Origin of the sequence: Dyadobacter beijingensis DSM 21582 (genome assembly GCF_000382205.1) — a bacterium.
In the GTDB taxonomy this organism is placed as follows: domain Bacteria; phylum Bacteroidota; class Bacteroidia; order Cytophagales; family Spirosomataceae; genus Dyadobacter; species Dyadobacter beijingensis.
This window is the reverse complement of sequence record NZ_KB907788.1, coordinates 838,823-851,471: the sequence shown is the minus strand read 5'-3', so window position 1 is coordinate 851,471 and position 12,649 is coordinate 838,823. Positions and strand designations below refer to the sequence as shown.

8 protein-coding genes are annotated in these 12,649 nt (G+C 52.2%); 4 read left to right on the top strand and 4 right to left on the bottom strand.

Annotated features, from left to right (window positions below; all coding sequences use genetic code 11):
* Positions 1 to 33: 33 nt before the first annotated feature.
* Positions 34 to 2,301: an aconitate hydratase gene (locus H144_RS0117060; protein WP_026350765.1), complete on the bottom strand. Its 2,268-nt coding sequence runs from the start codon at positions 2,299 to 2,301 to the stop codon at positions 34 to 36.
* A gap of 56 nt (positions 2,302 to 2,357) precedes the next feature.
* Positions 2,358 to 5,129, bottom strand: coding sequence for a bifunctional aconitate hydratase 2/2-methylisocitrate dehydratase (locus tag H144_RS0117055; RefSeq protein ID WP_019943305.1), 2,772 nt, complete (start codon positions 5,127 to 5,129; stop codon positions 2,358 to 2,360).
* A gap of 327 nt (positions 5,130 to 5,456) precedes the next feature.
* Here H144_RS0117055 and topA point away from each other — a divergent pair, with 327 nt between their 5' ends.
* The 4 genes from topA to H144_RS0117035 all read left to right on the top strand — a co-directional run bounded on the left by topA (position 5,457) and on the right by H144_RS0117035 (position 10,689).
* Positions 5,457 to 7,835, top strand: a complete 2,379-nt coding sequence (topA, locus tag H144_RS0117050) for a type I DNA topoisomerase (RefSeq protein ID WP_019943304.1) — start codon at positions 5,457 to 5,459, stop codon at positions 7,833 to 7,835.
* A 22-nt stretch (positions 7,836 to 7,857) separates the two neighbouring features.
* On the top strand, positions 7,858 to 8,550 hold the full coding sequence (locus tag H144_RS0117045; RefSeq protein WP_019943303.1) for an SIR2 family NAD-dependent protein deacylase: 693 nt from the start codon (positions 7,858 to 7,860) through the stop codon (positions 8,548 to 8,550).
* Entirely contained in the window at positions 8,550 to 9,431 is an 882-nt protein-coding gene (locus tag H144_RS0117040) for a bifunctional 5,10-methylenetetrahydrofolate dehydrogenase/5,10-methenyltetrahydrofolate cyclohydrolase (RefSeq protein WP_019943302.1), read from the top strand. Before H144_RS0117045 ends, H144_RS0117040 begins: the two co-directional genes overlap by 1 nt.
* 205 nt (positions 9,432 to 9,636) lie before the next feature.
* Positions 9,637 to 10,689 carry a helix-turn-helix transcriptional regulator gene (locus H144_RS0117035; RefSeq protein ID WP_019943301.1) on the top strand — a complete coding sequence of 351 codons (1,053 nt, stop codon included), beginning with the start codon at positions 9,637 to 9,639 and terminating at the stop codon, positions 10,687 to 10,689.
* A gap of 7 nt (positions 10,690 to 10,696) precedes the next feature.
* Here H144_RS0117035 and H144_RS0117030 read toward each other — a convergent pair whose 3' ends face one another.
* Positions 10,697 to 11,470, bottom strand: a complete 774-nt coding sequence (locus H144_RS0117030; protein ID WP_019943300.1) for a hypothetical protein — start codon at positions 11,468 to 11,470, stop codon at positions 10,697 to 10,699.
* Entirely contained in the window at positions 11,463 to 12,530 is a 1,068-nt protein-coding gene (locus H144_RS0117025) for an AMP-binding protein (RefSeq protein WP_033402926.1), read from the bottom strand. Before H144_RS0117025 ends, H144_RS0117030 begins: the two co-directional genes overlap by 8 nt.
* Positions 12,531 to 12,649: the final 119 nt, after the last annotated feature.

Sequence of the window (12,649 nt, the reverse complement as noted above, 5' to 3'; positions counted from 1 at the left end):
CCCTTTTTGCTTGAATTATGAACCGCTTACCAGCTACGCACCCACCGATCTGCGAATGATATTCAATGCAGAGCCTGCCTTGAACCATTCGATCTGCTGGGCATTGTAGGTATGGTTTACCGGGAACTCATCATTGGTACCGTCGTTGTGGTGCAGGACGATCGTCAGGGGCTGTCCTTCGGCAAATGTTTCCAGGCCGAGAATATCGATCGTATCGTCCTCCTGGATTTTGTCGTAATCCGCGGTATTCACGAACGTGAGCGCCAGCATTCCCTGCTTTTTCAGGTTGGTTTCGTGGATACGGGCGAATGATTTGGTCAAAATCGCGCGTACGCCCAGAAAGCGTGGCTCCATGGCCGCATGCTCGCGGGAAGAACCTTCGCCGTAGTTTTCGTCCCCCACCACGATCGTACCGATTCCGTGCGCTTTGTAATCGCGCTGTACGGCCGGTACTTCGGCATACTGGTTATTCAGCTGGTTTTTAATGGTGTTCGTCTTCTCGTTATAGAAGTTGACGGCACCGATCAGCATGTTGTTCGAGATATTATCAAGGTGTCCGCGGTATTTCAGCCACGGGCCGGCCATTGAAATATGGTCGGTGGTGCACTTGCCTTTGGCCTTGATGAGGAGTTTCAACCCTTTCAGGTCTGTGCCCTCCCATTCCGGGAATGGTTCGAGCAGTTGCAGACGGTCCGAAGTGGGGCTTACCAGCACCTGAACCGTGCTTCCGTCTTCCGCAGGCGCCTGGTAACCGGCGTCTTCCACGGCAAAACCTCTGGTAGGCAATTCGAGACCGCTGGGCTCGTCGAGCAGCACCTCCACGCCTTCGGTATTCACGAGCTTGTCGACGCGCGGGTCGAAGGTCAGGCGTCCGGCGATAGCCATGGCCGTCACGATCTCGGGCGATGCTACGAATGAATGCGTGTTCGGGTTACCGTCGGCACGTTTCGAGAAGTTGCGGTTGAACGAGGTGATAATGGAGTTTTTCTCCCCTTTTTCAGCGCCGTGGCGCGCCCATTGACCGATACACGGCCCGCAGGCGTTGGCCAGCACTACCCCGCCGATCTGCTCGAATGTATCCAGGAAACCGTCGCGCTCCACTGTGTAGCGAACCTGCTCCGAGCCTGGTGTAATGGTATATTCGGAAGTAACCTGTAATTTTTTATCGACTGCCTGCTTCGCCAGGGAGGCCGCACGGCTCACGTCCTCGTAGGATGAGTTCGTGCACGAGCCGATCAAACCGACCGACAGCACCTCCGGCCAGCCATTCTCCTTCACCGCCGTAGCGAATTTGGAAAGCGGCCATGCGAGGTCTGGCGTAAATGGTCCGTTAATATGCGGTTCCAACGTCGAAAGGTCCAGTTCAAGGAGCTGATCGTAATAAGTAGCCGGGTCTGCATATACCTCGTCGTCGGAACGAAGATGTTGCTTAACGGCGTCCGCCGCATCAGCTACGTCCGAACGGTCGGTGGCTCTCAGGTAAGCAGCACTTTTTTCGTCGTAGGCAAAAATGGAGGTAGTAGCGCCGATTTCGGCACCCATATTGCAAATGGTACCCTTACCGGTTGCGGAAAGGCTTTCTGCACCTTCACCGAAATACTCTACTACATAACCGGTACCGCCTTTCACCGTCAGCTGGCCTGCCACCCAAAGGATTACGTCTTTCGCAGCGGTCCATCCGCTGAGTTTCCCGGTCAGCTTCACCCCGATCAGGCGGGGCATTTTCAATTCCCACGCCAGGCCCGACATCACATCGGACGCATCCGCACCGCCGACGCCGATCGCGATCATCCCCAAGCCACCCGCATTGGGCGTGTGGGAGTCGGTACCGATCATCATACCGCCCGGAAATGCATAGTTTTCAAGCACTACCTGGTGAATAATCCCAGCGCCTGCGCGCCAGAAACCGATACCGTATTTATTGGAAACCGATGAAAGGAAGTCGTACACCTCCTTGTTTTTGTCAACGGCATTTTTCAAATCCTGTACAGCACCCACTTCCGCCTGAATAAGGTGGTCGCAATGCACTGTGGAGGGAACCGCTACTTTCGGACGGCCGGCCTGCATGAATTGCAGCAGCGCCATTTGCGCCGTCGCATCCTGCATGGCCACGCGGTCGGGTGCGAAATCCACGTACGATTTGCCCCGTTCGTGAGCTTGCGAAGGCGTTCCTTCCCACAAGTGAGAGTATAAAATCTTCTCCGACAGGGTTAATGGCCGCCCGACAACTTTACGGGCGGCTTCTATTCTTTCTTCCATGCGGGCATAAACACCCTTGATCATATCTAAGTCAAACGCCATATCTCTCAAATTAATGATTTCACATTTATACTTATCAACAACTGTACCACCAGTGACTATCTGCTGAGCGTCTTGATGGGAGGTGCAAACTTGGTCAGGTCGATGCCTACCACCGCTGCCTTATATTCTTCCACATTAGGAATACGTCCGAGAATGGCCGACAGCACGACAACCGGCGTCGATGCAAGCAGTGACTCTCCTTTTTTGCGCTCCGAATCTTCCACAACCCTTCCCTGGAACAATCGGGTCGAAGTAGCCAGTACCGTATCGCCTTTGGCTGCTTTTTCCTGGTTACCCATGCAAAGGTTACAGCCCGGACGTTCGAGGTACATCATGTTTTCGTATTCCGTACGTGCCGCTACTTTCGGGGCACTGTCGTCGAATTCGAACCCGGAATATTTCTGCAATACATCCCAGTCGCCTTCTTTTTTCAGCTCTTCGATAATGTTATAGGTTGGCGCTGCCACGACGAGCGGTGCGTGAAATTCCACTTTGCCCTGCTGGTCTTCGAGGTTTTTCAGCATTTGAGATACAATCTTCAAATCGCCTTTGTGCACCATACAAGAACCCACAAAGCCCAGGTCCACCTTCTTCTCGTCGCCGTAGAAAGAGATCGGACGGATCGTATCGTGGGTATATCTTTTGGAAACATCCTTATTGTTCACGTCCGGATCGGCGATCATCGGCTCGACGATCACGTCGAGGTCGATCACCACTTCGGCATAATATTTCGCATTCGCGTCCGGCACCAATGCAGGTTTTTCACCCGATTTGATCTCCGCTATACGCTTGTCTGCCCGGTTGATCAACCCTTGCAAAACCTGCTTGTGGTTGTCCATTCCTTTGTCGATCATGATCTGGATGCGGTTTTTCGCGATTTCCAGCGACTCGATAAGGGTATCGTCTTCCGAAATACAGATCGACGCCTTCGCTTTCATTTCCGCGGTCCAGTCGGTGAAGGTAAATGCCTGGTCGGCAGGCAGCGTTCCGATATGCACCTCGATAATGCGGCCCTGGAACACGTTTTCTCCGCCGAACTGTTGGAGCATCTGCGCCTGGGTAGCGTGTACCACATCGCGGAAGTCCATATGCTCTTTCATATCGCCCTTGAAAGTCACTTTCACTGATTCCGGGATCGGCATGGATGCTTCACCGGTAGCCAGCGCTAATGCAACGGTTCCCGAGTCGGCACCGAATGCGACCCCCTTAGACATCCTTGTGTGAGAGTCACCACCGATGATGATCGCCCACTCGTCTACCGTAATGTCGTTCAGTACCTTGTGGATTACGTCCGTCATCGAGTGGTATTCGCCTTTCGGGTCGCGGGCGGTGATAAGGCCGAAGTCGTTCATGAACTTCATTAGTTTCGGGATGTTGGCCTGCGCCTTCTTGTCCCAAACCGAAGCCGTGTGGCAACCCGACTGGTATGCACCGTCGACGATCGGTGAAATCACCGTCGCCGCCATCGATTCCAGTTCCTGGGCCGTCATCAGGCCCGTCGTATCCTGCGAACCGACGATATTCACTTCTACGCGAACATCCGAACCGGCGTGCAGCACTTTTCCTGGTGTGGTACCGACGGCATTTTTGTTAAAGATCTTTTCAACTGCCGTCAGGCCTTGTCCTTCGTTGGAAATCTCTTTCGAAGGCGCAAATACAGGCGTTTGCTCGATGCCGAGGATTTTCGCCGCGACGGTCTGGATTTTTTTTCCAAATACAATCGCATACGAGCCGCCTGCACGGATAAATTCCTTTTTCTGGGGCGTAAGGGCTTTCGAAATGTCGATCAGCTCCTCTTCGCCTTTATATAGCTTCTTGGTTTGGGTATTAATGGTCAGAACGGTGCCTGTCGCAACGGAGTAAACTTCCTCCAAAACAGGGTCGCCGCTTTCATTACGGACGATATTGCCGTTTTCATCTACCTTCTTCACCCAGTTTTTCAGGTCGATACCGATACCACCGGTCACGTCCACCGTGGTCAGGAAGATCGGCGAAATGCCATTGGTACCACCTACTATCGGCGCGATATTCACGAATGGCACGTACGGGCTCGCTTGCTTACCCGTCCACAGCGCCACGTTGTTTACACCCGACATCCGGGACGAGCCAACACCCATCGTTCCTTTTTCGGCGATCAGCATCACGCTCTTGCCGGGATGTTGTTCCTGCAACAACCGGATTTCCTGCTGTGCTTTCGGGGTGATCATGCATTGCCCGTGGAGCTCGCGGTCCGAGCGCGAGTGCGCCTGGTTACCCGGCGAGAGCAAATCTGTTGAAATATCACCTTCCCCGGCGATAAACGTCACAATATGAATTTCTTCGGGAACTTCGGGCAGTTTGGTGAAGAACTCCGCTTTCGCGTAGCTTTCGAGGATATCTTTGGCAATTGCATTGCCGTTTTTGAATGCTTCTTTCAACCGGTCCGTGTCGGCATCATACAAGAAAACCTGCGTTTTCAGCACTTCGCCGGCGTGCGTCGCGATCGCCGCATCCTCGCCCAGGGCCAGGTCCAGCAAAACGCCGATGGACGGGCCGCCTTTCATATGGGACAGCAATTCAAATGCAAATGCAGGTGTAATCTCTTCTACTACGGATTCACCCAGAATGATTTCTTTTAAGAACCTGGCTTTCACGCCGGCTGCACTCGTAGTTCCGGGTAACGTGTTGTAAATAAAAAATTTAAGAGAGTCTTCCCGGTGCTCATTGTTGGTATCCTTGATCTGTGCAATGATTTCTCCCAGCAATTCGGCACCATCAATCGGCTTCGGGTGAAGCCCCTGGGTTTTTCTTTCTTCAATCTCGTTAATGTAGTCCTGATAGATATTCATGATGAAATCTTTTCAATGTTAAAGGCAATATCTGTTGTCAATAAAACGGGCGAAAGTACGAAATTACAGAATATACGGGGGCATTGCGGCCGATTTTCACTACTATTTAAAACCAGTATATTCTAGCCGTACATTTAGATAACCACCTCAAAATTTTTTTTGTTCTGACAACCTGTATATTGAGGATATTATTTGAAACGCCCCCTACGGGAGGTGTTGCAGCGCATTCTGTTTTTGCGCCTGCTTTTATTTGCGCTTTGATTTTTTCTCGGATTGTGCCCTATATTTGGACATTCAAAGTGCTACCAGGTCCTTAAATCCAAAGTTATGTCAAAAAATCTGGTGATCGTAGAGTCACCGGCGAAGGCCAAAACCATTGAAAGTTACCTAGGGCAGGATTTCACTGTCAAGTCCAGCTTCGGACATGTCCGTGACCTCCCGGAACATGATATGGGTGTTGATGTTGAGCATGGTTTCCAGCCCTCTTACGAAATCTCCTCGGATAAAGTCAAAGTCATTTCAGAGCTCAAAAAACTGGCAAAAGATGCAGAGGTTTGGCTCGCGACCGATGATGACCGCGAGGGGGAAGCGATCTCGTGGCATTTGAAGGAGGCCCTTGGCCTGCCCGATAATACCAAGCGGATCGTGTTCCGGGAGATCACCAAAACCGCTCTCCGGAATGCCATCGAAAAACCGCGGACCATCGACACGGCCCTGGTAGACGCCCAGCAGGCGCGCCGTATTCTCGACCGCCTTGTGGGTTACGAACTTTCTCCGGTACTCTGGAAAAAGATCCGCATCGGTAAGTCCAACCTTTCCGCCGGCCGCGTGCAGTCGGTAGCCGTACGTATTATAGTAGAGCGCGAAAGGGAAATCGACGCATTCAGAAGCAAAAGCAGCTTTAAGGTAACTGCACATTTCGACCTCGGTAATGGTAAAGTACTGAACGCCGAGCTGGCCAAAAACTTCCCGACCGAACAGGATGCCTACCAGTTCCTGGAAAAATGCATCGGGGCCGAATTCTCGATCCGCAACCTTGAAGTAAAACCTGCTAAAAAAACACCTGCACCGCCATTTACAACTTCTACATTACAACAGGAAGCCTCGCGCAAGCTGAGTTTTTCCGTCGCGCAGACGATGACCGTCGCGCAGCGCCTGTACGAAGCCGGGAAGATTTCCTATATGCGTACCGACTCGACAAATCTGTCAGAAGAAGCGTTAGATAAGTCAAAGCAGCAGATAACTAAAGAATATGGCGTCGAATATTACAACCGCCGTATTTTCAAAACCAAGTCCGAGTCCGCGCAAGAGGCGCACGAAGCGATCCGTCCGACCGATTTTTCTACCCTGGCAGGCAGCAGCGACCGCAACGAACAGCGCCTGTACGAACTGATCTGGAAACGCGCCATTGCCTCCCAGATGTCGGACGCCCAACTTGAACGTACCACCGCCACCATCGGCATCTCAACCACTTCCGAAGAGCTGGTAGCACAAGGCGAGGTGATCAAATTCGAAGGGTTCCTGAAAGTATACCTCGAATCCAGTGATGACGAGGACGAAGAGCAAAAAGGCATGCTTCCCCCGCTGAATATCGGTCAGGTTTTGAAACTGGCCGACATGAAGGCGACGGAAAGGTTCACCCGTAACCCGCCACGCTATACGGAGGCGAGCCTGGTGAAAAAACTCGAAGAAATGGGGATCGGACGCCCATCTACATACGCGCCGACGATCTCGACGATCCTGAAACGGGAATACATCGTCAAAGAAGACCGCCAGGGATTTGAAAGGGAATTCAAGGAAATGACCCTTGCCGACGACCAGATCAGGAGCAAGGTCAATAAAGAAGTATACGGTTCGGAAAAGGCGAAACTCTTCCCGACCAGCACCGGAATGGTGGTCAACGACTTCCTTGTGAGCCATTTCCAGGACATTGTCGATTATTCATTTACAGCGAATGTAGAAAAGGATTTCGACCACATTGCCGAGGGCCAGCTCGAATGGCAGCAGATGATCAAGGACTTTTACACGCCATTCCAGAAAAAAGTAGCCGAAGCACGTGAAGAGGCAATCGATAAGAGCCTGACTTCCCGCGATTTGGGCGAAGATCCGGCGACGGGGAAAAAAGTGTCGGTACGGATCGGAAAATATGGCCCTTATGTGCAGATCGGCGATGTGGAGGATGAAGAAAAGCCCCGTTTTGCGAGCTTGCAGAAAGGCCAGCTGATGGAAACCATCACGTTGGATGAAGCATTTGAGCTGTTCAAACTGCCGCGTCAGGTCGGGTTCTTCGAAGAAAAGGAGCTGGTGGTGAACGTCGGCAAATTCGGGCCTTACGTGAAGCACGACGGTAAATACTACTCGCTCGCCAAAACGGACGACCCGATGGCCGTTACCGAAGAGCGTCTGGTCGAAATCATCGGGGAAAAGCGTTTGCAGGACAGCAACCGCACCATCAAGGAGTTTGCGGAAGATCCCGAGGCGAAGGTTTTGAATGGCCGCTATGGACCTTACATTGCTTTTGGCAAAAAGAATGTGAAGATCCCGAAAGGTACCGAACCCGCTTCGCTCACTTACGAACAGGTATTGAAACTGGCGGCGGAAACGCCGGATAAGCCAGCGGGACGCGGTGCCAAAAAGCCTGCGGCTGCGGCAAAAGCACCGGCAGCTAAAAAACCTGCCGCCAAAAAGGCGACAAAAAAAGGTTAAACACACAAAACAGAAAAAGCCCATGAAGAAACTAGTTGTACTTTCCGGAGCAGGGATCAGCGCAGAAAGCGGGATCAGTACTTTTCGTGACAATAATGGGCTTTGGGATAATTTCCGCATCGAGGACGTGGCAACGCCCGAGGCGTGGATTCGCAACCAGGAGCTGGTACTCGACTTTTATAACCAGCGCCGGAAACAGGCGGCCGACGTAAAGCCCAATGCGGCACATTACGCCCTGGCCGAACTGGAAAAACATTTCGATGTAACGATCGTGACGCAGAATGTCGACAACCTGCACGAAATCGCGGGCTCTACGAAAGTGATCCATTTGCATGGAGAGTTGTTCAAATCGCGGAGCACGAAAGATCCGAAACTGGTTTACGATATGGCAGGCTGGGAGCTTAAGACGGGCGACCTGTGCGAGCTGGGCAGCCAGTTGCGACCGCATATCGTGTGGTTTGGCGAGGAAGTACCCATGATGGAAGTGGCCGTGGATGTGACCGAGCAGGCGGATTTGTTCCTCGTGATCGGTACTTCGCTGGCGGTTTACCCCGCGGCGGGACTTGTGCATTACGTCCCCGTCGGCAAGCGCATTTACATCGTCGACCCGGCCAAACCGGACATTACATTAAAATCCAACATGGTTTTCATTCAGGAAAAAGCCACTACCGGAATGCAAACGCTGATCAAGAAATATTTACTACCTGAATCATAATGCAACTACTCGACGGGAAGGCTATTTCCTCCCAAATAAAATCTGAGATCAAAACCGAGGTCGAACAATGGGTGGCCACGGGTGGCAAAAAGCCGCATCTGGCAGCTATACTCGTGGGCCAGGATGGTGCCAGCGAGACTTACGTAGCGTCCAAAATCCGGAGCTGCGAAGAGATCGGCTTCACTTCTACCCTGCTGCGTTTCGAAGCGGATATTACCGAAGAAAAACTCCTTGAAGCCGTAGAATCATTGAATAATGATCCCGACGTGGACGGTTTCATCGTACAGCTCCCCCTGCCGAAGCATATTTCCGAAAACACGGTAATGGAAGCCGTGAACCCCGCCAAAGACGTGGACGGTTTCCACCCGATCAACGTAGGCAGAATGTGCAAAGGATTGCCCGCCTACATTTCCGCGACGCCATTCGGTATCCTGGAAATGCTGACCCGCGCCGGAATCGAAACGAGCGGCAAGCATTGCGTGGTAATCGGCCGCAGCCAGATCGTGGGCCTGCCGATGAGCATTCTCATGCAGCGTAACACGTACCCAGGCAATGCTACCGTGACAATCACGCATAGCAAGACGCAAAACCTGAAAGAAATCTGCCAGTCTGCCGATATCCTGATCGTAGCGCTGGGCCGTCCGGAATTCGTGAAAGCGGATTACGTGAAAGAAGGCGCCGTGGTGGTAGACGTGGGCATTACCCGTGTCGCAGACGCCACAAAGAAGAGTGGCTTCTCGATCAAAGGCGATGTCGATTTCAACGACGTGGCACCGAAAGCGAGCTTCATTACCCCGGTTCCCGGTGGTGTCGGTTTGATGACCATTTGCGGTTTGCTGACCAATACATTTAAGGCGGCTAAGAAAGAGATTTACAAATAGGGACCGCTGACGGCCGACGGCCGATCGGTTGGCCAGAAATTAATTGATTACCGTAAAAGCCGGATCGTCAGGAGCGTACAAATCCTGATGATCCGGCCTTTTTGTGTTCAAAAAGTTAAAAAAACAGGTAAGAAAGTTGCTGAATTCGTTTTTTACTAAAAGATTTGTCTAATTAGCAGGCAGTTTCAAACGGATTGGTTGTACTATGAGCATCGTCAGCAACAACATCAAGTATCTCAGAAGGCTCAATGGCCTGACGCAGGAACAGTTTGCCCGTAAGATCGCGATCAAGAGGTCGTTACTGGGCGCTTACGAAGAGGCGCGCGCCAATCCTAACCTTACTAATCTTAAAAACATGGCCGCCGCATTCGGCGTTAGCGTGGATAATTTGCTAAAAAACGACTTACGAAAACTAAGGGAAACGCCGGAAATGTCGCTCCCGCTGACGACTTCGCGCCAGATGACGGTTTCGCACTCCGGTGCGATGCCGCAGCCCACGCCCACGCGCACACCCGGGTACACGGAGCCGCAGCCGCTCTCCAAGATAGTCGAAACATACCAGCAGCCCGAACAGCCGATCCGGCAGGTATCGCGGCAGGTCAATCTCAAACCGGTAAGCGGAGAAGTGCACCAGCCGGTTAATCACTCAAATCAGCCGCCCGCTTTTCAGCAACCGGCAGCGGGCCAGCATGCTCCGACGCAACCGGCCGCAGATATCCCGACATTTAATAACCAGTATCAAGCTCCGCAGTTCAACGCGGCGGCGGAGCAGCCGGCCTACCACTTCCCTACCATTCAATGGGTGGCGCGCAATGCCCAGGCCGATTATATCGCCAATTTTCAAAATCCGGGTTATCTCAACAGCCTGCCGTTATTTCAGCTCCCCAACCTGCCTTCCGGCTACTACCGCGCATTTGAAAGCGGCGAGGATTTCACCTATCCCGGATCGGTGCTCGTGGGCACGTTTATCCGTAACTGGTATGATATCAAGGACGGCATGCAGTATGTGTTTCTGCTGCGAAGCCACGGCCTGATCTACCGGAATGTGTTCAATCAGGTGAAAACGGCAGGCATACTGCTGCTCACATCCGATCATGCGGAAATTGAGGAACTGGAAATCCCGTTGCGGGATGTCCTGGAAGTGTGGGAAGTGAAGGCTTTCGTGAGCCTGCAAATGCCTGCGCCGCAGCCTTCACTAGAACGGGTGACTCAGCTCGTGGATGAACTGCAAATGGAACTGAGCCAGTACCGTCAGTAACGTGTGGCTATTTGGAAAGCGCGTTGAACAATGCCTCGATTTTTGCGAGGTCCTTGCTTTTGGACGTCGTTTCGAGCACCGCTTCACCCATTTTGTACCATAATCCGTCGCCGGCAGTGAGGTATTTGCCGCGCTTCGTCGGGCGGGTTTCGGTGGCATTGTCGGGCACGAATTCAGCTTTGTAAACCGTGTCCATGATTTTCTGCAACTGCTCCCATTGCAGTTGACGCGGGGCTTCCGAGTTTTTAACTAATGTAAATTCCTTTTTCGAGAACGACGCTTTCAGGTCAATCGTCGTTTTGCCGTCGCTGTAAATGTCCAGGTAGGTCAATTCAAAAGGCTTTTCACGCCCGCCCGTTTCGAAAATCGCCTGCATCATTTCCTGCAAAAAGTATGACCAGCGCTCCTTATCGACGGGGTAAATGGTCACATATTTGCCATTTTCTTCCAGCTCTATTTCAATAAAATCCTCATATTCACTCTCGTCCCGGCGGCGGATCGTTTTCGACGACACGAAAATCTCCTTGAATTCACTGATCCAGACAGCTGGCAAACTGCCTTTCCATTTATAATCGTCTTCTTTGGTAAAACCTTCGTCAAAAATTTCGTCGTCGGTCAGTTCTTCACGATCGTTGTAGATGATTTCGAAATCCACACGCAGGTCGTCTGCATTCTGGATATCCAGTTTTAATGTGTAAAAGTGGGCAAACGGCGCCGGTACGACCGTCGCTGTCTGGTACCGAATCGTGTACTGACCGGGTATTTGAAGATTTTTATCCATTCGAAGATGCTAAAAGCTGTTGAAATGTGGCGCGCTTATCGATTTTATCCGTCGCCGTTTTGGCAAATGTTTTTGCAAAGTAAATATGTTTCGGGTTCTCATAGGTCGAAACGCGGCTTCTAATTTCAGCCGCGAGGTCCGCCAAGGTCTGTTCAGCAAGTTCGTTTTCGATGATCAGGACCAGCTTCTGGCCTAGTTTTTCATCGGGTAACCACCAGCTGAAAAATGCATTAGGGACCTGCATTTCCTTTAAAATCAATGCCAGGCGCTGATCGAGCTGGTCGAGCACGATCTTTACGCCGCCCGAATTGATGACGTTGTCGGCCCGCCCGATCCATTGAAAGGATTGCCCCGATATTTCCACCAGATCATTCGTTTGCACCCGTTGCTCATTCGTCACTGCGCCGGAAACAAACAGACAACCCCGCTCGTCGGTGCCGAGTGCAATGCCCGGTAAGACCTGGTACAGATCACTGGTATCGTCCCCGTTTAATGCCTTCAACGCGACATGCGATACCGTTTCGGTCATGCCGTAACTCTGGTATACCGGCACATCCAGGTGCCGCACGCGGTCTGCCAGTGAAGCATTCACCGGCGCGCCGCCGAGCAGTATTTTGCCTAGCTGCGTTACCTGCCCTTTCGTGGCGGGATTTTCGAGGATGGCTTCCAGCTGCATGGGTACCATCGCCACAAAGTCGAAATCGGTATGATCCAATGCGGCCAGGGGGTTGGACGTCGGTTCGGTGACGGTGAGCTCCCATTCCAGCTCCATGCCGCGCACGAGCATCATCAGGCCCGCAATATAGCCGACGTTCAGGCACACGAGCGCACGGGTACCGCGCCCGAGCGAAAGCGCCTTGCCGGTCATGGCCGCGCTCGCCGCAAGCTGCCTGCGCGTGACGGTGATGGGCTTGGGCATGCCTGTGGACCCGGAGGTATGCAGCACAAATTCCGCTTGTCCCGTGAGCCATTTTTCCATAAAATCGTAAGCCTGGGCAAAGTAGGGATTCCGCGGCCGTTTCTGTGTTTGCCAAAGCGATTTGCTAGTCGTCCAGATCATAGCGAATGTGTGGATTACCGGCATTGTCGCCGGTTTTGAATGCGCCGGAAAGTTATTCATTTGTTTTTGAACGTAACCCAAACAATGACTAATTTCGCACATTCGGGCAGTGTGCAAAA

Coding starts and splice junctions, on each gene's coding strand:
- H144_RS0117040 (WP_019943302.1), top strand. CDS start 8,550: ATGCAACTACTCGACGGGAAGGCTATTTCCTCCCAAATAAAATCTGAG.
- H144_RS0117045 (WP_019943303.1), top strand. CDS start 7,858: ATGAAGAAACTAGTTGTACTTTCCGGAGCAGGGATCAGCGCAGAAAGC.
- H144_RS0117060 (WP_026350765.1), bottom strand. CDS start 2,301: ATGGCGTTTGACTTAGATATGATCAAGGGTGTTTATGCCCGCATGGAA.
- H144_RS0117035 (WP_019943301.1), top strand. CDS start 9,637: ATGAGCATCGTCAGCAACAACATCAAGTATCTCAGAAGGCTCAATGGC.
- H144_RS0117055 (WP_019943305.1), bottom strand. CDS start 5,129: ATGAATATCTATCAGGACTACATTAACGAGATTGAAGAAAGAAAAACC.
- H144_RS0117030 (WP_019943300.1), bottom strand. CDS start 11,470: ATGGATAAAAATCTTCAAATACCCGGTCAGTACACGATTCGGTACCAG.
- H144_RS0117025 (WP_033402926.1), bottom strand. CDS start 12,530: ATGATCTGGACGACTAGCAAATCGCTTTGGCAAACACAGAAACGGCCG.
- topA (WP_019943304.1), top strand. CDS start 5,457: ATGTCAAAAAATCTGGTGATCGTAGAGTCACCGGCGAAGGCCAAAACC.